The organism is Candidatus Poribacteria bacterium (genome assembly GCA_021295755.1).
Lineage (GTDB): Bacteria > Poribacteria > WGA-4E > WGA-4E > PCPOR2b > PCPOR2b.
In genome coordinates, this window is sequence record JAGWBT010000041.1 from 20,338 (window position 1) to 39,187 (window position 18,850).

The window sequence follows — 18,850 nt, forward strand, 5'->3', positions numbered from 1 at the left end:
GTCTGACCGCTGTGCAACCAGTCCGTTGGACTGATTCAACGTGCCATTGAGGAGGTGGGTATTTCAACCGTTTCGATTACTTTGGTTCGGAGCATTACCGAGCAGATCAAACCCCCCCGTGCCCTTGCTGTGCCGTATCCCTTCGGTTACCCACTGGGCGAGCCGAACAATCCGGCACTGCACCACAAGCTCATCGCAGCTGCGCTTTCCCTTTTACAGGATAGTCAACCTCTCCCCATTCTAGAGACGTTTACCCCTTAATTGCCCCAACGGATTTACTAGGAATGAACTGCATCAATCCGCACACTGAAAAATCAACAAATTTTGTATACTATGTTTTTCACTCAGAGTAGGATAAATCAGTATCTTCCATTATAACATAGGAGGTAAACAGGTGGAAGCGAAAACCTTAATGCGCTTACCCTCATCCGCTTCCCAAAGTTGTTGACAAAAAGAGAGACAAGATGTTATTATTGCCAACATATGACTTATCTTGATCCAATTGATACACGCCTAAATAACCTGATTTAGAGGGATGTAAGTGACCCATTTAAAATTTTTCTTATCTTTGGCATTGACCTTTGGAATTTTGGCTGCCGCGCCTGCACCGGTTGATGCACGCCCCCCCGATCCGGGATTGTATAGCGCCATTCGGTCCGCCCGAAAATATATCAATCCCAAGTCGCATTATGCCCCCCATGAAATTGAGGAGTGTTTCACAGACACCTTCAATATCCTTGCTCAAAATTGGGATCGCCTGCCCGTGGTGATTCAGCGCGAGTTTCAGGGGATCTTCCTTCGGCCAGGGCAGCCGGGCAGTCCCTACGGCTCCGTCAATCTGCCAAGGAAGTTTGACACAGCCCATTTTCGATTCCACTACACCACCGTTGGTCCACATGCGCCACCGCTCGAAGACGTTAATCCCATGAACGGTGTGCCAGATTACGTCGATATATGTGCCGAAGCACACGAGCGATCTTTCCATATCGAGGTCAATCTAATGGGCTTCAAAAAGCCTTTTGATGATTTTTGGGATGTCGATAATGGTGGCAATCATAAATATGATGTGTACCTATTTCAGTTTCCGGCACTCGGTTTTACAACGACGAATTGGTTCAATGGACGGGTATTACCGACTGTCGTGACTTTCGGTCCCTATTTTGCAATAAATTCCCGTCTGTACGACTATTTCGGTAAGTTAGAGGCCATCCGCTTCATCGAAACGACTACAGCGCATGAATTCCTGCACGGGATTCAGTTTGCCTACAATGCACGCATGCCGGGTTGGTTCATGGAAGCCTCTGCAACATGGATTGAGTCGAAGGTATACGATGGCGGGCGGATTGAAGATCTTGACGATATCCCAGATCCTGATGAAATCGGTGAGACCGATGCCTACGACTATTATGCCAGACAACTGGGCATCTTTTTGGATCAACCTGACATCGCTCTCGACAGTCGCGTCGGTTTGCACGAATATGCAGCTGTGATCTGGGTATTTTACATGACGGAGCGATTCGATGTCGATATTGTCCGCCAGATTTATGAGGATGCAACCACTGGTTCTTACCGCGAATTCGGTAACTTTTTGGACGCCTTTACCAATCATGGTACAACGCTAGTTGAAGCGTTTAAGACGTTTACTGAGTGGAACTACTTCACGCATAATCGCGATGATGGAAAGCACTATTTCAATGGGCACCGTTTTCCGCCGGTTGTGATTCACCCGCACGATGTGCACAACACCTACCCTATCCGCGTTGATTGGGATTCAGAGGCGATGCCGGAACCCTTCTCGTCCCGTTATATTATTTTTGAACCTACCCCCGGTATTGTGATGAACGAATTTGCGGTTAAGGTTGATGGTGCAGATATCGCTCCAATTGACATGAGTTTTCTTGAGGTTACAGACCGAGCTGCAATTCAGGGAGAGTTGGATCGACTCGATATTTTAGGGGTGCGTGGTTGGGGCGCAAAGTTTATCGTTGAAAAACGGGATGGCACCCACGAAATCCGGGAGGCATTCACCTACCACCGTTCTCAGGAAGGACAGATCACATTCAGCGATTTTGGGGGCGATATTAAGAAAATCACACTCATCCTGATTAATCTGCGTCCGGATGTCGAGGAGGTGGTGATCCCCGGCGGCACCTTTGGTGGCTCTGTGAGCTATATGGCAGGTCGTCCGCCCGCTGGGGCCCTTTCGACGCCTACCCTTTCACAAGAGGGGGACGCCAGCGTGCGTGTACAGTGGCAGCTCGAAGATTTGACGGATATTCGTGAGGTAGCTATCGTCCGAAAGCGATATACATCGTTGATTGAAACCGATGAGCCGATGCCATTCCAGACCGCTGCGGAGGTGCTGAACGCCGCAGATCGGAATGAAGATGGCATCCCCGATGCTGACATCAATATTGCCGGACGGGTCAACGCAACCGATACGTACTTTGAAGACACAACGATATTTCAAGATATTAATGTGGCTAGCACCAGTTTCGATCCAGTGAACACGCGCTACTTTTATGCTGTTGTGCCTGTCGATGCAATCGGCATCATGGGCATGCCGAGCATTGACCCAAACGGTATTACTCCCATCTTTAATCCACCGGACATCCCTGCTGCCCCGATGCAGACTCGACTCTTCCAAAGTTATCCGAATCCGTTCAATCCAGACGTTTGGATCCCTTACGAATTAGGTGAGGAGGCCTCCGTATCAGTTGAAATCTACAATATATCAGGCCAATTGGTACGAACATTGCACGTCGGTATGAAACAGCGTGGACAGTATATCAGTAGGGATAAAGCAGTTTACTGGGATGGGCGCAACCAATTGGGAGAGCGGGCTACCAGTGGTGTCTACTTCTATGTGCTGAAAGCTGGCGATTATGCCTCCATGCGAAAGATGGCGATTCTTAAATAGAGATATAAAACGCAATTGCGTTCCTTCACGCTAGGGAGTTTGTTTAAGGTGATAAAGAACATCGTTATTGTATCTATTTTTTCGTTTGTAATACTGTCTATCCTCAGTTGTGGCGAGGAGGGCCTGATCGACCCACACGGTGAAGTAGAATTTTCGCCCCCTCTCAGCGCGGGACTTCAAGCCTCCGAGTTCCCCACAAACAATGGCTCCGCTTGGACCTATGTCAGTGCTGGGTTGCGACTGTATAATACTAGCGAAGCCATAGACATCTTGGGTCTGATAAGAGAAACCTTTACAATTAGAATCGAAGGTGTCCGAGATATTGGCGGGATCACCCACCGCCGGGCAACTGTCAGTGAAATCAGTGGTAGCGTCCTCACGGAGCGCGGAGAACAGGCGAATGTCTACCGAATACCGGTCGATCATCTTACCGCGAATGGACTCTACTATCGGTTTGGTTTCGATTTTGGGGACATTGATTTGCCAATTGCCGGAACTTATTTCTTAAAAACACCGCGGACCTATATCGAATCAGCGTTTGATGTTCTTAACAGTACTGTGCCACCCCAGAAGCATTTCCCGCCGCGCCGCCTCTGGGACTTTCCTTTGCAGACCGGAAAAGAGTGGACCGTCTTTGAAACCAAAACGTCACCAGTACGTCGGGTGCTCCGCCGTGTTATTGCTGCAAATGTCTCGGTAACGGTGCCCGCCGGAATTTACAATAATGCTTACTTGGTTGAAGAGGAGATTGTCGGTCTGTCGGAACTGCCAGCGCGAAAAATATCGGACGACTTTGAGAGGTGGGAGGCCACGAAATATCAACCCGCCAAGTATTGGGTGGTTCCGAATATCGGCGTTGTCAAGCATCAGTATACCTATCTATTGACCCAAAGGGAATTACCAGAGGGAACAGTGACCAATCTGCTCTTTTCTGGAGATTTTGAGTTGAGTCAATTTGAACTCCCCGACGATCTCTCACGGTAGTCTATATTTATCCATTATGCAGCCATTACAATTCATAAAAAAGAGAATTAAGCAATTATTCTATGTCCTCTATCAGAAACGCCTTGAGCGGGAAGCGAGCCAGTGGCAGATTCCTTATCATATCGGAATTATCTTGGATGGGAACCGTCGGTACGCAAAAACAGAAGGCTTTTTTGACGCTGCTAAACGGCAGTACGGACACTCCGAAGGCGGGGATAAGCTAGAGGAGGTACTCCATTGGTGCGACGAATTGGGTGTCAAAATTGTCTCAATCTGGATCTGTTCACTTGACAACTTCACCAACCGCGAAGAGGAGGAAGTGGCAGAGATTTTCAACGTCATCGAGACAAAGATGCGATCACTTCTCACCATTGAAGGGCTCCACACCAATCAGATTAAGGTGCGTCCTATGGGGAACCTTGAGTTACTGCCGCCGAGCCTCCAAGAAGCCATTCGTGATGTGGAGGAGGCGACAAAGAACTACGAGAAATTTATTCTCAATGTTGCTGTGGCTTATGGTGGGCGCGAGGAAATCGTCGAGGCGTTCCGGCGTCACTTGAAATCGGAATTGGCAGAAGGTAAAGCGCCGGACGAAATATCAGCAGAACTGAGTGCCGATAAGATTACCGCACATCTCTACACTTCCAATCTGCCGGATCCAGATCTGATTATCCGAACCAGTGGAGAGATTCGGCTCAGTGGCTTCATGCTCTGGCAGAGTGCCTATTCGGAATACTACTTCTGCGACACCTATTGGCCCGGCTTCAGAAAGATTGACTTCCTGCGGGCGATCCGTAACTATAGCAATCGGGAACGGCGATTTGGAAGATAGGCTGTATGCGCTGCCCCGTTGAAAGCACTACCGGCGGTGTGCAATTTCAATGAGTGTGTCGCCGACAATCTTGTATCTATGAGAATCCAGCCGCTCAACATCTGACCGTTTCGCTTTCGCATCAACCGCCGTTTCCTCCAGCAGCTCTGTGATAAATTCGTAAGGCGGATCAATCGTAAACGGCTCAATTTCCCCAATTTTCTCCATTGCCGTTTTTCCCCCAGCTCGCAAGAGTTCCCTCGCCTTTGCGGGTGCGAGCGACAACGCACTTGTTTGCGAGAGTCCCTTCTTTGTCATGACCGACACGATATTTGGCACATATCGCTGCGTTTCAGCGATGGCGGTATCGTCCCCACTGATGAATACCGTTGGAATGCCGAACGAGCCTGCGACCGCGGCGTTAAACCCAATCTCCCCAATCAGTTCCCCGTTAAGCCAGCAGTTGGCAATTGTGCGCGAGCTCCAGCTATGACACAGGACACCGCGTTCTGTATTTCCCATTGAGTGATGCCCGTAAAGAAAAAACGCATCAAACAACTCATCCAACCCCCAAGGCGCCGAAATTGGACGACCAATGATCATCTGTACCTCCGCGTGCATCAGTTCATAGTCAATCCCTCCTGGACCGTGCCCATCTAAAAACCACACCTCCTGCGCTCCGCTCTCCAACGTGCCCTCAACGAGTGCGTTCACCTCCAATGTGGAGAGCCGTTTCGCCTGCTCGTAGTACTTCGCATCGTTATAGGTCTGTTGGTGAAAATCGACGACACCGGCGGCACCTTCCAAATCACCGAGTATAAATATTCGCATGTCCTTCTCCCCTTGATCTTCAGAAAATCCTTGACAACTAACCACATCTGTTTCATAATAACTTCGCGAAACGCCTACGAAGAAAACTTGGCGATTACAAGCCTGTAAGGCGTTACGGTGGATTCGCAATCGGCTATTATACTCTTGTTCGTTGATTTGTCAATCTTTTCGCTGACCTCATAGGGGCGTTTAGGAGAAATCCCTGAATCCCGACACCTCACTAAATGACCCTGTGAATCTTAAAAAGCAGCTGTTCAGATCCACTTTACAGATTGTATTATGGAGGCTAGATTATGGGTTTCAAACTTGGTTATAGTACGTTACGCTGGCAGACACCTGACCTCGAACCGCTTCTGTTAGAACTCAAGGAAGCCGGTTGGGATGGATGGGAGATGCGCCAATCCTTCGATTGGGTCGGCACACCAAAACGGGTCCGACAGGTCTGTGATAATGTCGGTATGCCCGTCGTCGTTGTCACCGCACGGGGACTCCCGATTGACAAGGATTGGGAGCAGATGGAGATGAACAAACGCCGGATGGACTTCGCTGCCGAAGTCGGTGCGGACTGCTTCATGTTCATGGGAGCTGGCAAACCACAAGACCGTCCTGTCAATGACGACGACATCGCTGCGTTGGCAGATGTTTCGGAGGAATGGGCGGAATACGCCGGACAGTACGATCTAGAGGTGTGTTACCACATCCATACCAACACAACAATTGATTCGATTGAGGACTGGGCGAAATATATGAGTCTGCTCAGAAAGTGCAAGCTGTGCATCGACGTTTCGCACTCGGCGCTGTGGGGATATGACCCTGTCGAGTCGATAAAGCGTTACAAGGATCAGCTAATCTACGTTCACCTTCAAGACTATGCGAACTACTCCGGCGGCGATGGCGAGTCTTACGATGTGAATTGGGTTGATGTCGGCAGTGGGACGGTGATGGACTTTCCCAAAATTATGACAACCTTGGAAGAGATCGGATATGATCGCTGGGTGACCGCCTGTCCCGGTCAAATCGAAGAGCGATCTGATCAGGATCGGATGCGAGTGAATCGGGAATATCTCCAGCAGCTGGGGTATTAGGGCGTAAAACGTAAGGATTCAGGGCTGCACGGAGGCGTTGGAATCCGTGCAGCCCGATATTCCTGAATTATAACAATTAGGATATACACACGCTTGGCTGCGAATCTTGCAAGTGGTATCAAAACACCTCCGAGAACATATCTACTGTTGAGTGATCAAGGTTGATGCCTCCGCTTGCTCCCGCCTACAACCTAGTCCGCTTATCGGTCCAACCCTCTCTTAATCTTCAACTTATGACAGCGTGTGCAATTACGCATCACGCGTTACGTTTTACGCACCACGCATCACGCCAAAGAGGTGAGAAACTGTGTCACTGGTTATGGGAATTGACCTCGGCACCTCAAATGCCAAAACGGTTTTGATGAACGAAGCAGGTCATATCGTTGCAATGGCGAGCGCGGACTATCCGTTGTTGACGCCACACCCCGGTTGGGCGGAGCAGAATCCCGACGATTGGTGGAACGCGCTGTGCGACACAAGCCGTCAAGTGCTCGCGGAACTCAAGACGAGGCATCCCGCTTATTCGATCCACGACATCAAAGGTGTGTCGCTTTCGGGACAGATGAACAGCGCGATGCTCGTAGATGCCCAAGGGGTTCCAATCCGCCGTGCGATTGCTTGGTTGGATGCACGCTCAAAGCGGGAGTGCGACGAGGCGAACCAACGGGCTGGCGACCTATTCCGCAAGCGGGTACTACAGGTTCTTAATCCCGTCAACACGTTGGGAAAGATTCTCTGGCTACGCGAGAATGAGCCGGACCTCTATAACGATGCCCGTTATGCCCTCATTCAGAAGGATTGGATACGATTCCGGCTGACAGGCAACTTTGTGTCGGACGTGTCGGACGCCTCGATATCGGCGGCTGGAGACATCTACACACGAGATTGGAGCGGTGAAATCTTAGATGCACTCGAAGTTCGCCGTGATCTCTTTCCCCCCGTCGTTGAATCCACTATGGTGGTTGGCGAAATCACGACGGAGGCATCAGAAGCAACCGGACTCGCAGCAGGAACACCCGTCTGCGCCGGCGCGGGCGATATGGCATGTATGGCAGTGGGCGGCGGTGTTATCAAACCGGGAATCGCCAATGTCGGAATCGGTACAGCGGGGCACGCCTTGGCTTTTGCTGAGAGCATTAGCGATGAAGGGTACAATCAGCTTTGGCCCATCTGCCACGCCGTGCCGGGGAAATACATCTGGCTTGGCTGCACATATACCGGCGGACGGAGTCTGGCATGGGCGCGTGACCAGTTCGGCGAACGCTTTGAGGACTTGACGGCGCATGCTGAAAGCGCACCTGTCGGCAGTGATGGGCTGTTTTTCATGCCTTGGTTTCAGGGAGCAGCAACGCCGAACCCTGATCCCCACGCACGTGCTGGTTGGATCGGCTTGACGTTGCACCACACAAAGGGGCACATGATTCGGGCGTTGATGGAGGGGGTAGCCTTTGACCTGCGACACTCACTTGAGTGTTTCAAACGGTTGGGTTCCCCAATCGACGAACTCCGCATCGGTGAAGGTGGGGCGAAATCCGCTCTCTGGAGCGCGATTCAAGCCGACGTTTTCGGTCAAGATGTGCGGATAATGGAGACACGGGAGGTTTCCGCTGTCGGCGCGGCAATAATTGCAGGAATTGGCGTTGGCGTGTTTTCGGACTTTGAATCTGCATGTGAAAAGGCGATTGTGTTGGGCGAGACAATCGGGTGTGATGCGGGGCGGGTGCAGCAATATGAGGCGTACTATCAGCGATATTGTGAATTGTATCCAACACTCAAGAATTGGTTTCGCCAGTGACAACCTTTCAAAGGGCGTTTAGCCTTTTCAGAGTTCCGATGTAGAATAACCCCAGTTGCTCGTTATATGTGGTGGAATAAGATCGATTCCTATACCCTGTAGGTTGGGCATCCGCGGTCATGCTTGGTTTCGGCTCGGATGAATCCTCTCGGACTTGCCCGACCCATAGCCCCAGCGGAGCGGCATGTTTATAGAACATCGGCAAACCAATTCTCCCAAGCCCCAGCGGGGCGACATGTGTTCCATAGGATTGATGAGCGATATGTTTATAGAAGGACTGAATACGGTAAAGATCCCTAAGCGGATTAAACAACCCTAAATCGATAAACCGTGAGAGGAGACACGACACCATGAAGATTACCCAGATCGAAGCGATACCGGTCAATGTTCCGTATCATGAGGGCATCACCGAAATGATGGTCGAACGGAATCTGTACCAAGGAAACACCGTCTATAAAGTCCATACCGACGCGGGACTCGTTGGTATCGGTGAAGCCGAAGGGCAGCCCAACGAGGAACTTCAACAGTACGTCGGCAGCGACCCGTTTGAATTCATGAATGGGCTGGCACCAACACCGTTCCAACAAGCTGCCTATGACATCATGGGAAAGGCGCTCGGTGTGCCGGTTCATCAACTAGTGGGCGACAAGGTTCAGGATAAGGTCGCAATCGGATACTGGTCGATCGATATGCCGCCCGCAGAGTGGGCAGAAGAAGCCAAACGCGCCTATTCGATCGGATACCGGCTCCACAAAATCAAGGCACGTCCATGGCATGATATCATCGAGCAAGTGCAAGCGATCACTGAGGTCGTGCCGTCCGATTACAAGCTGCGGATTGACCCCAACGACTCGTTTGAGACGCCGGCGAAGTCTATTGAAGTTGCGAAAAAACTCCGGGATTACAATATCGAAGCGTTTGAATCACCTATTCCCCAGGGCGATATTGACGGATACCTAGAGATTCGACGCGGCTGTGATATGCCGATCACAATACACTTCGGCAATCCCGATCCCGTCGAAGCGATCAAGGCGGGCATGAACGACTCCTTTATCATCGCGTACCCGGATTCGCGGGCTGCTAACGCCAAGCGTGAAGCATCAATTTCTGAATCTGCCCATTTGCCGCTCTGGATTCAGATTGTCGGGATGGGAATAACGACCACCTATCTAATCCATCTTGCTGCCACGATGCCCAACGCCACCATGTCATCAATTACGCTGAATTGCCTGCGAGCGTTTGATATCGTCTCGCCAGCAGTCCAGATGGAGAATGGTTACGCAACCGTACCCGATACGCCGGGGTTGGGAATTGAGCTTGATGAAGACCTGCTAGATAACTGTCGGGAGTGAGTTGTTGCATCGTGTTTCAATAACGTCTCATAGTAAGAAAGCGTGCAACAGAAACCGATTTGGTTCATTAGTTCACTCGTTCATTAATGTACCGATGTCCTAATGAACCAATCAACTGAGTAAATGAACCAATGATTTTCACCTTTCACGCATCACGTTTCACGCATCACGTTTCACGGGTCGCGCTGTTTATTCTCAGTCTGCTAGTTCTTGGCTGTGGCGGAGGGGTAAAACTGATCAATCTGCCTGACAGCAGCAACGCGCTTAACTTATCGAAGGAACAGCGAGAGGGCATCGAACCCAAGATTGTGCACATCCGGGACATCGTTGAGGATTACGAGTTTGAACGAGACGAAGTAGAGGCTGCATATCGCAGTTACTACGCCCGTGCTAGCTTACCTCGAATGAGCCGATATGAAGGTGGGCGCGTGGACCGGGGTGTACGGCTTGAATGGCATGAGCTAAGAATCAAACTCAGAAGGTTTGCCGCACAACGACGGCAATATGCCAAAGAAATCTCGGGGCTGATCCGTGAAATACAAGCTGATTTAACGCCTGACCAACGTGTTGCGTTTAAAGATATAAAACTGCCGGAACTTCGGCTCCCGGAGGTGCTCAGAAGACGTCATTACGACGAATTCAGAATGGGATTCGGAGGGATACCGTACCGCTTCTGAAGCAAGTGCTTAACTGAAAAGGAGATGTTTCAAAAGATGAGACTTTCACTCTCGGTTCGGGTCGCAGAAGCGCCCGGATCCAAAGAAGAAACTATCCGATCCTTCGGCGAAATTGCTGCACTCGCTGATCAGCTCGGTTATAGTGCCGTTTGCATGCGGGCATCGCAGGCAGGGATACAGACACCACTCCAGCAAATCACCGCTATCCGCCAGAAAGCTCGCGAACTCAACCTCGCTGTGTCAATGGTTACCGGAGATTTCCCAATTCCGATCAACAACGACCAAGGACCCGATGCCCTACGAAACATCACACCTTATCTGGATCTGACCGATCTGCTGGGTGCCAACCTAATCCGGATTGCGATGAAGAAGGAGGAGGACATCAACTGGGCGAAACGCGCATCCGACGAAGCCCGCGAGCGAGGCATCCGGTTGGCGCATCAGTCGCATACGCGCAGCCTGTTTGAAACAGTGGATGGCTCAGTCGATAGCCTGAAGCGGGTGGGAAGAAACAACTTCGGCATCATCTACGAGCCAGCAAATTTAGACCTCTGCGGACAGGATTACGGTCCCGAAACGCTCAAGCGGTTTTCACCTTATCTGTTTAACGTTTATCTCCAAAACCATATACGGCGTCCCGAAGGAAAAACGCATCTTGAGACGTGGATTCGCGGGGATGTCCCGCATGATCCGATTCGCCTGCAAGACGAAGGCGGAATCGACTTTTCGAGTGTGTTTGAAGGGTTGGCAGAGATTGGTTACAACGGCTATGTGACGGTGCATCAGGCATTCACCGAGATCATGGAGCCGGAGGACGCCGCACAGCAGAGCTATGATTACCTGACGCAGCTTGCAGATTTTGAGACAAGGGCAGCCAGTTAAGCCTATTTCACTTTTGGTTCATGTCAGCAAATCGTGCAACAGAACCCGATTTAGGTCACTAGTTCATTTTTTACGTTTTACGCTTTTAGCATTTTGCACATTCTTTTAATATGAGCCTTTATTTTTTGCTATTTCTGTAGAACGGAGTACACTTATGACCGATTTTTCCAAATTTATTCGGGAGGTTCCCGATTTTCCACAGCCGGGAATCCTTTTCAAAGATATTACCCCGCTGCTGCAAAATCCACACGCCTTCCGCGATGCAGTGGATGCGATGGCAGCCCACTACAAACCGAAAAATGTTGATGTGGTAGTGGGCATTGATGCACGCGGCTTTATTTTCGGCAGTGCGCTTGCCTATCGCTTGGGGGTTAGCTTTGTTCCCGTCCGCAAAAGCGGAAAACTCCCCTATCGTACGCATGAAGCCAGCTATGAACTGGAGTATGGGGTTGATACCCTCGCAATTCATCAGGACGCTTGTGCTCAAGGAAGTCGCGTCCTCATCTGTGACGATGTGATTGCAACGGGCGGTACAATCGCTGCTTCGATTGAACTTGTTGAAAAACTCGGTAGCGAAGTTGCCGGGATTGCAGTCCTAATTGAACTGACCTTCCTCAATGGTCGCGAAAAATTCCCGGATCAGGATATTTTTTCTCTAATTGAATTTTGACCCCTTGATATGCTATACTATCCCGTTGTTGTTAGCCGAGCTGCGCCTGTAGCTCAGGGGATAGAGCAGGGGCTTCCTAAGCCTCGTGGCGGGGGTTCGAATCCTCCCAGGCGCACCATTTTTTATTCCGAGGAGAAATGAATGTACAGCGTTAGTATATGGAAATTAATTTTAATCATTGTGGTACTCGTATTTTCAGCATTGTACCTCATCCCGACCCCGGAGAACTTTTACAATCCCCTATACGGAAATCTCTCGCTCTGGATGCAGGAGAGACTCCCCAGATTTGAAGCGACCGATGAAAATTCGTTAAGGGTAAGCCTGCAGGAAGTCGAATACCCGGAGGGCATCAACTTGCAGGATGCAACAATGGAGCTCGAGGAAATCTTGGCGAAAAGGTTAGAGGCTAACGGATTTGAGGAGGCGATCGATTATCAATTTGATATAACAGAAGAACGAGACTTCGTCGTCAATTTCTTGTCCTCAAAGAGTAGAGCCGATCTTGAAAGGGTTTTGGAAGGTTTACATCTGTACGGCAGTATTCCAACAATCGTCCGTCGCTTGATACCGGATAATCGCTTAAAACTCGGTCTCGATCTCAGGGGCGGCGTTCACCTCGTCCTTGAAGTCGATCTTGAGGAGTCAAAAATCGAATTGTTAAAGGGACGTGCTTCTTCGATACCTGAGCGATTGCGGGCAGATAAGATTCATTGCAGGGTAGCAGAACCGGTCTTAGAGGAAAATGCGCTGAATGTCGTTGTGGGCATCCCGAAACGGCTTTCGGATCCAACCGAACAAGCAGAATATCTGAAAACAGCACAGGAAAATCTTCAGGATTTGGAGTTCTTTGACGATCCCCAAGAAGTTAATAGGACCGACACGGAAGTCACCTATCAGATTCGCTTGGATGAATCCGGCTTGGGGCAGTATAGCGAACAAGCGATTGACCAAGTTATGGTGGTGCTACGAAACCGTATTGATGCATTCGGCGTTGCCGAACCGTCGATTCGACGTGAAGCCAACCGCCCCCGAATCATCGTTGAATTGCCCGGCGCGAAAGACTCGTCAAAACCGCTCCAGATTGTCAAGACGATGGGACGACTCGAGTTTAAGTTGGTGGAAAAGAGTCCCGCCGGTGCGATTGCTTGGACCGGATCGGCGGATACCCCACCGCCTGACGATATTCCCGAAGGGACCGAGATTCGATACCATAACGACGATGGAACATCTCTGGCAAATAGCTGGTATGTTGTCCAGAGTCCAGTCCTACTGAGCGGCGATCGAATTAAGAATGCACGCGAAACCCAAGGCAATACCAGTTTCGAGATCGTTGTGTCTATGAGTTTTGACTCGCAGGGCAGCCGGAAGTTTGGTGAAATGACCACCAACCATGTCGGCGAACTTTTAGCCATTCTGCTTGATGGCAAGATCCAATCTGCACCGCGAATCAACGAACCCATTCTCGGCGGAAATGCCCAAATCTCTGGAGATTTTACCTTTGAGGAAGCCCAATATCTAGCGAATATCCTCAAAGCAGGAGCGTTCCCCGTCGGCGTAAAAATTGCCGAAGAGCGAACCGTGGGACCAACGCTTGGTCAAGAAGCAATCGACGATGGCGTCCGCGCCGCAGTTATCGGCATGGGAATCGTTCTGATTTTCATGTTAATCTATTACCGATTTTCAGGTATCGTTGCGATTACTGCACTGGCATTTAATATGCTCATTATTTTGGGGGCACTCGCCGGGTTTGGTGCAGCTTTGACGCTGCCCGGGCTGGCAGGGCTTGTTTTGACCATCGGCATGGCGGTTGATGCAAATGTGCTTATCTTTGAACGTATCCGTGAGGAACTACGCACCCGCAAAACTGTATGGTCTGCAATCCAGACCGGCTACCAGAAAGCTTTCTGGACAATCCTTGACGCCAACGTAACGACGTTAGCTGTTGCCGCTGTACTCTACCATTTCGGAACAGGTCCCATCAAGGGGTTCGCTGTTACGTTAGGAGTCGGTATCTTTGCCAGCATGTTTACCGCCATTGTTGTCACACGAGAAATTTACGGTTGGGTGCTTGGCGGTCGAAATGTCGAGAGGTTAAGTATCGGACGAGAGGTTATCAGAAACACAACGATCAGTTTTCTTAGCAGGAGCCGAATGGGATTTACTGTATCTGCAATCCTCATTATTATTGGTGTAGTTTCGCTCGTCCTCCATAATGGCCCAAATTTTGGAATTGATTTTCGGGGCGGCGTCAAGACCTACGCCAAATTTAACCGCCCGGTAACCCAACCAGAACTCTCTGCGAAACTGACAGAACTGGGCTACGAGCGTTTCAAAATCCAAGTGGATGCAGCAAAGCAGGAAGCCTCAATCGACATCGGCTATAGCACGGAATTTGAAAGCCAGAGAGTCGTTGTGCCGTTGATAGCTGATCCAGGCGACGCAACTGCAATGAGCATTCAGGTGAGTGCCACGCAGGAGAGGGTGCGTTTCCAACCCGGAGATGCGATTCAGTTAATCGAAGGAGACCATCGGTTAAGGAATGAGATTAGTGAAGTTATAGAAGGGGAGGACACCATTACCTTTGCGCTCGTGGACGAAATTGGAGCCGATCTGACGCAAGCAGCGCAAATACAGGTACAAGCGAGTGTCGGACAGATTCTCACCGGTGCGCTATTACAAGGAGATGGCGACTGGCAAGCGGTGCCACGTGCTGTGAGCGTGAATGAGGTGGGACCCAGTGTTGGCAAAGACCTTAAATGGGCGGCACTGTGGTCTGTTATCTGGTCGATTGTCATCCTGCTTTTTTATATCTCTTGGCGATTTGAATTTCGTTTCGCTATCGGTGCGATCGCTGCGTTGATTCACGATGTGTTGATTACACTCGGTGTCTTTTCGGTGTTCGTGAAGGAAATTAACCTACCGACAGTTGCTGCATTTCTCACAATCATCGGTTATTCCTTGAACGATACGATTGTTGTCTTTGATCGTATTCGTGAGAATAGTACGCTGCTCAAAGGCACCGACTTCGCTGAAGTTATCAACAGAAGTATCAATCAATCTTTGAGCCGTACGGTGGTGACCTCGTTGACAACGCTCTTCGTTGTTCTCGTTATCTTCCTTCAAACAGCTGCGGGGCAAGAGATTAATACCTTTGCACTGGCGTTGATCGTGGGTGTAATCGTCGGAACGTATTCATCTGTTTTCATCGCCAGTCCAATCATATATCTCTGGCACTTAAGAAGGCGAAATATAGAGGTTCAAGAAGTCCAAGAAAGTACTGCATAGTAGCTGATGTGTCCATCGGTGTTAGCCCGGGGGAATCTCCTCCGGGCTGCTACTTATAGCGCTAAACGCTAGTTGATAAACTAAGTATCAGAAACCGATGCAATAGTTGGGAATTGGAATTCCCTCCTACACAAAACACGTGGTAGGGGGTGGATCCTCCGAACCGCGACTTGCGTTACCCTTAAAATCTCTCCTGTTAAATCGTATGAACGTCACCTGGTGGGTGGTTTCAAGTGGGCTCATTCTGATTCTTGCCGTTTGCATCCTAACTGTCGTTGCCCGGCGGCGAAGATACCTGCATGCCCATAAACTGAGCAATAAGCACACTAAACCGACACCTCCCCTCACCCGTGAATTAGTCCATGAGATCCGCAATCCGCTCAACAGCGTTAACCTCAACCTCCAAATTTTAGAAGAAGACCTATCCGCTGAGAAACCGAGTTCCTCCAGCGATCTGCAGAAGCGTGTCCAGCGTATCCGTAGGGAAGTGGAACGGCTTGATCGAATATTAACCGATTTTCGTCGTTATGCAAATCTGCCGCCGTTGGCGTTTGAAACCTGTGATCTTGCTGTGCTTATCGAAGAGGTCTTGGACTTCAATGAACCAGAGGCACAAAGGCAGGACGTTCAGGTCAATCGTGAGATCCAAGCGCTGCCTCCGGTTCAACTCGATCAATCGCAGTTCAAGCAGGCATTACTTAATCTGATTATCAACGGGGTTCAGGCGATAGAACATGGCGGCACACTTACTGTTCGCGCAAAACCGTTAAATGAGGGCGTACAAATTGAGGTGGAAGATACAGGTCAAGGTATCGAGCCGGAGCAGTTTGACAAAATCTTTGATCTGTTCATCTCCACAAAAGAGGAGGGGACCGGAGTCGGTCTCACAATCGTAAAACAGATTATCGAAGGGCATGGTGGGCGTGTAAATGTGGAAAGCAATCCCGGCCAAGGCACAAAATTCTCCATTTGGTTACCCGTCAAGTAGAACGCTCATTCGTTCAAAAATTCATTAATCTCACTAATGAACCAATGAACTAACATATCAGGTGATGAGATGATCCCAAAAATCCTTGTTGTAGACGACGATTCGGGGAGCGTCGAGGCAGCCATTGAAGTGCTTGAGCGCGAAGGTTACGACCTCTTTGCAGCGTCAGGTGGACGCGAAGCATTGAATATCTTAGCCGCTGAAGATGTTGATGTCGTCATCACGGATGAAAAGATGCCTGATCTGAGTGGGATTGATCTGCTCAAGCACATAAAAGACAACGACCCTTATACACAAGTGGTTATCTTAACAGGCTACGGTTCGATCGACAGTGCGGTCGAAGCCACGAAGGCAGGGGCAGATGGCTACCTCGAAAAGCCGATACAGATTAACATCTTGCGCCAAACGGCGAAAAATGCGATCGAAAAACGATCCCTCTTCCTCCAGAACGTCAATCTACGAGAACAGCTTGACGACAAGTTTGGGTTTGCGAAAATCATCGGCACCTCAAAACCGATGCGAGAGCTTTTCCGCATGATCCGGCTCGTTGCCCCGACCAATGCAACCGTTCTCATCCGTGGCGAAAGTGGCGTTGGAAAAGAGCTAATCGCGAACGCAATTCACAACCATAGCCGCCGAAAGGACAAACCGTATCGGACAATTAACTGTGGCGCACTTTATCGTGAGTTGCTTGAAAGCGAGCTGTTTGGTCATGAACGCGGCGCTTTCACCGGGGCAACTACCCGCAAACTAGGGCTGTTCGAGCAGGCAAATGGCGGCACTCTACTGTTAGACGAGGTTGGGGAAATGGGACCTGAGACACAGGTAAAATTTCTACGTGTACTAGAAGGACAGGAATTCACACGCCTCGGCGGGGATAGACCCATCAAAACCGATGTTCGTATTATCGCTGCGACCAACGCGGATCTTGAGGAGGCGGTGAAAAACGGGAAATTCCGCAACGACCTCTATCACCGCATCAACCGATTTCCGATTCGGGTGCCCCCGTTAAGGGAGCGGCGAGAGGATATCCCCCTACTGGTCAGCGCATTCATCAAAGAGTTTAGCAAAGAACATGACCGTCCCGTCTCCGGAATCACCACCCAAGCGATGGAGTACCTGAAAAATGCCGCTTGGGATGGAAACATCCGTGAATTACGCAACGTCATCGAAACTGCCATCATCTTAGCGGGGGCGGAGACCCTTCAACTCGACGATTTCTCCTCCGAATTTCAAGAGACTTTCACAGATTCTGAGGTGTCCTCGGATACCGATACTCAAATGGGAAGTCCTCTGGATCTCGATGCTCCGGATCATTCGGAAGATTCAATTGATGTGGATGATGAGACAGTTGGCACCGTTGGAATGACAATGGAAGCGATCGAAAAAGAGGCTATCGGCAAGACATTAGCGGAAACCGGCAATAACAAGAAACGAGCGGCAGAAATACTCGGAATCGGCTTGCGGACACTATATCGCAAACTAGAATCTTACGGCTGGCTGAACAAAAACGATCAAGCAGATGAACTACGTGATAAATTCACCCCAAGCGTGAAATGAACTAATGAACCAATGAACTAGTGGACTAAATCGAGTAGGTCGAGATTCATATCTCGACGCTTAATCGCTCTCCTGATTGTGATGGGCAAGGTGATCAATGTGGTTCTGAGTGAGTGTATCCAGTCGATCTTCTATCTGTATAAGCCGCTCATTGATTCGATTATCGAGTCGTGTGATTCGATTATCGAGTCGATTGATTCGACTGTCCACCTGCTTGACAGAGAATAAGATATACACCTGTGCAAAGCCGAAGATAGCGACAACCAGCGTGACCAGAACTGTCAAGAGTGTTTGGTGATTTTCCCACTTCATAACTGAATCTCCTGTGGTTAAGTATTATTGCATCGTATGTTGAAACGAAATATATTATACATCAAAATCACATATATCTCAACCCAGAATTACATCGTTTGCAGGGCAATCCCATGTGAAAGATATTAACACAGATCCAACACCTCCATTGTAGGGGCAGCCCTTGTGGCTGTCCTTCCTACTAATAGTTTTCACGCATCACGTTTCACTTTCTTTTGACGTGAGCCTCTCTAGAATATCATCCCATCCGAATTAACGGTGCAGCAAAGGAGACATTATATGGCTTTAACAACCGATCAGAAAGCGTTCTTTCAGGAATACGGTTACCTGCCCTATACGCGGGTTGTATCTGACGAGGAACTGGAAGCCCTCCGTCAGCGGAGCGAGGACATCGCTGAAGGGCATGTGACCCACGTGCCATCGCGCTATATCCAACTTGAGGCGGCGTTCCGTGAGGGTGAGGATACCACTACATCCCGCCTTGACACCGTCCGCAAGATGACACAACTCTGCTACTTTGACGACCTTTTCCAAGCGGTTGCCAAGAAACCTGAGATTGTGGATGTCATCGAAGATCTCTTAGGTCCCAACATCAAGCTCTACACCGACCAGTTGATGATGAAACCCCGCTATAACGGGACAGTGACCGACTGGCACCAAGACTCACCCGCTTGGCCCTTCTTTGTCCCGCAGGACCA

Annotated in this window: 15 protein-coding genes and 1 tRNA gene; 14 read left to right on the plus strand and 2 right to left on the minus strand. The window is 49.8% G+C overall.

Annotated features, from left to right (window positions below; genetic code table 11):
• The first annotated feature begins 541 nt into the window (after positions 1–541).
• From J4G02_08040 to uppS, 3 genes are read left to right on the plus strand one after another with little or no spacing between them, the layout of a single operon-like run.
• Positions 542–2,920, plus strand: coding sequence for a T9SS type A sorting domain-containing protein (locus tag J4G02_08040; GenBank protein ID MCE2394524.1), 2,379 nt, complete (start codon positions 542–544; stop codon positions 2,918–2,920).
• Between the two features lie 48 nt (positions 2,921–2,968).
• Positions 2,969–3,904 (plus strand): hypothetical protein, encoded by a 936-nt coding sequence (locus J4G02_08045; protein ID MCE2394525.1) that lies wholly within the window; start codon positions 2,969–2,971, stop codon positions 3,902–3,904.
• Positions 3,905–3,920: 16 nt separating this feature from the next.
• Positions 3,921–4,736 carry a di-trans,poly-cis-decaprenylcistransferase gene (uppS, locus tag J4G02_08050; protein ID MCE2394526.1) on the plus strand — a complete coding sequence of 272 codons (816 nt, stop codon included), beginning with the start codon at positions 3,921–3,923 and terminating at the stop codon, positions 4,734–4,736.
• A 27-nt stretch (positions 4,737–4,763) separates the two neighbouring features.
• Here uppS and J4G02_08055 read toward each other — a convergent pair whose 3' ends face one another.
• Positions 4,764–5,546, minus strand: a complete 783-nt coding sequence (locus J4G02_08055; protein ID MCE2394527.1) for a M55 family metallopeptidase — start codon at positions 5,544–5,546, stop codon at positions 4,764–4,766.
• A 293-nt stretch (positions 5,547–5,839) separates the two neighbouring features.
• Between J4G02_08055 and J4G02_08060 the strand changes: the two genes are divergently transcribed.
• The 10 genes from J4G02_08060 (at position 5,840) to J4G02_08105 (ending at position 17,840) form a co-directional block, all read left to right on the plus strand.
• Positions 5,840–6,631 (plus strand): sugar phosphate isomerase/epimerase, encoded by a 792-nt coding sequence (locus tag J4G02_08060; protein MCE2394528.1) that lies wholly within the window; start codon positions 5,840–5,842, stop codon positions 6,629–6,631.
• A 307-nt stretch (positions 6,632–6,938) separates the two neighbouring features.
• Positions 6,939–8,426 (plus strand): xylulokinase, encoded by a 1,488-nt coding sequence (gene xylB / locus J4G02_08065; GenBank protein MCE2394529.1) that lies wholly within the window; start codon positions 6,939–6,941, stop codon positions 8,424–8,426.
• A 350-nt stretch (positions 8,427–8,776) separates the two neighbouring features.
• Positions 8,777–9,778 (plus strand): mandelate racemase/muconate lactonizing enzyme family protein, encoded by a 1,002-nt coding sequence (locus J4G02_08070; GenBank protein ID MCE2394530.1) that lies wholly within the window; start codon positions 8,777–8,779, stop codon positions 9,776–9,778.
• Positions 9,779–9,909: 131 nt separating this feature from the next.
• Positions 9,910–10,455 carry a hypothetical protein gene (locus J4G02_08075; protein ID MCE2394531.1) on the plus strand — a complete coding sequence of 182 codons (546 nt, stop codon included), beginning with the start codon at positions 9,910–9,912 and terminating at the stop codon, positions 10,453–10,455.
• Positions 10,456–10,491: 36 nt separating this feature from the next.
• On the plus strand, positions 10,492–11,337 hold the full coding sequence (locus J4G02_08080; GenBank protein MCE2394532.1) for a sugar phosphate isomerase/epimerase: 846 nt from the start codon (positions 10,492–10,494) through the stop codon (positions 11,335–11,337).
• A gap of 154 nt (positions 11,338–11,491) precedes the next feature.
• A complete protein-coding gene (locus J4G02_08085; GenBank protein ID MCE2394533.1) occupies positions 11,492–12,007 on the plus strand; it encodes an adenine phosphoribosyltransferase in 516 nt (171 codons plus the stop codon).
• A 42-nt stretch (positions 12,008–12,049) separates the two neighbouring features.
• A tRNA-Arg gene (locus J4G02_08090) sits at positions 12,050–12,125 on the plus strand.
• A gap of 23 nt (positions 12,126–12,148) precedes the next feature.
• Complete coding sequence (gene secD / locus J4G02_08095; protein MCE2394534.1) at positions 12,149–15,292, plus strand: protein translocase subunit SecD; 3,144 nt, start codon at positions 12,149–12,151, stop codon at positions 15,290–15,292.
• A 205-nt stretch (positions 15,293–15,497) separates the two neighbouring features.
• The gene (locus J4G02_08100; GenBank protein MCE2394535.1) at positions 15,498–16,280 is read left to right on the plus strand and encodes an ATP-binding protein; all 783 of its coding nucleotides are present in this window, start codon (positions 15,498–15,500) and stop codon (positions 16,278–16,280) included.
• Positions 16,281–16,349: 69 nt separating this feature from the next.
• Positions 16,350–17,840 carry a sigma-54-dependent Fis family transcriptional regulator gene (locus J4G02_08105; protein MCE2394536.1) on the plus strand — a complete coding sequence of 497 codons (1,491 nt, stop codon included), beginning with the start codon at positions 16,350–16,352 and terminating at the stop codon, positions 17,838–17,840.
• Between the two features lie 60 nt (positions 17,841–17,900).
• Here the strand turns inward: J4G02_08105 and J4G02_08110 are convergent, their stop codons facing one another.
• The gene (locus J4G02_08110) at positions 17,901–18,152 is read right to left on the minus strand and encodes a hypothetical protein (protein ID MCE2394537.1); all 252 of its coding nucleotides are present in this window, start codon (positions 18,150–18,152) and stop codon (positions 17,901–17,903) included.
• 279 nt (positions 18,153–18,431) lie between these two features.
• Between J4G02_08110 and J4G02_08115 the strand changes: the two genes are divergently transcribed.
• Positions 18,432–18,850, plus strand: a 419-nt coding sequence (locus tag J4G02_08115) for a phytanoyl-CoA dioxygenase family protein (protein ID MCE2394538.1), incomplete at its 3' end; no start/stop codon positions are given.

Excerpts from the sequence above, each read along its gene's own strand:
- uppS (MCE2394526.1), top strand. The coding sequence starts at position 3,921 with ATGCAGCCATTACAATTCATAAAAAAGAGAATTAAGCAATTATTCTAT.
- J4G02_08055 (MCE2394527.1), bottom strand. The coding sequence starts at position 5,546 with ATGCGAATATTTATACTCGGTGATTTGGAAGGTGCCGCCGGTGTCGTC.
- J4G02_08060 (MCE2394528.1), top strand. The coding sequence starts at position 5,840 with ATGGGTTTCAAACTTGGTTATAGTACGTTACGCTGGCAGACACCTGAC.
- J4G02_08070 (MCE2394530.1), top strand. The coding sequence starts at position 8,777 with ATGAAGATTACCCAGATCGAAGCGATACCGGTCAATGTTCCGTATCAT.
- J4G02_08075 (MCE2394531.1), top strand. The coding sequence starts at position 9,910 with ATGATTTTCACCTTTCACGCATCACGTTTCACGCATCACGTTTCACGG.
- J4G02_08080 (MCE2394532.1), top strand. The coding sequence starts at position 10,492 with ATGAGACTTTCACTCTCGGTTCGGGTCGCAGAAGCGCCCGGATCCAAA.
- J4G02_08085 (MCE2394533.1), top strand. The coding sequence starts at position 11,492 with ATGACCGATTTTTCCAAATTTATTCGGGAGGTTCCCGATTTTCCACAG.
- secD (MCE2394534.1), top strand. The coding sequence starts at position 12,149 with ATGTACAGCGTTAGTATATGGAAATTAATTTTAATCATTGTGGTACTC.
- J4G02_08100 (MCE2394535.1), top strand. The coding sequence starts at position 15,498 with ATGAACGTCACCTGGTGGGTGGTTTCAAGTGGGCTCATTCTGATTCTT.
- J4G02_08105 (MCE2394536.1), top strand. The coding sequence starts at position 16,350 with ATGATCCCAAAAATCCTTGTTGTAGACGACGATTCGGGGAGCGTCGAG.
- J4G02_08110 (MCE2394537.1), bottom strand. The coding sequence starts at position 18,152 with ATGAAGTGGGAAAATCACCAAACACTCTTGACAGTTCTGGTCACGCTG.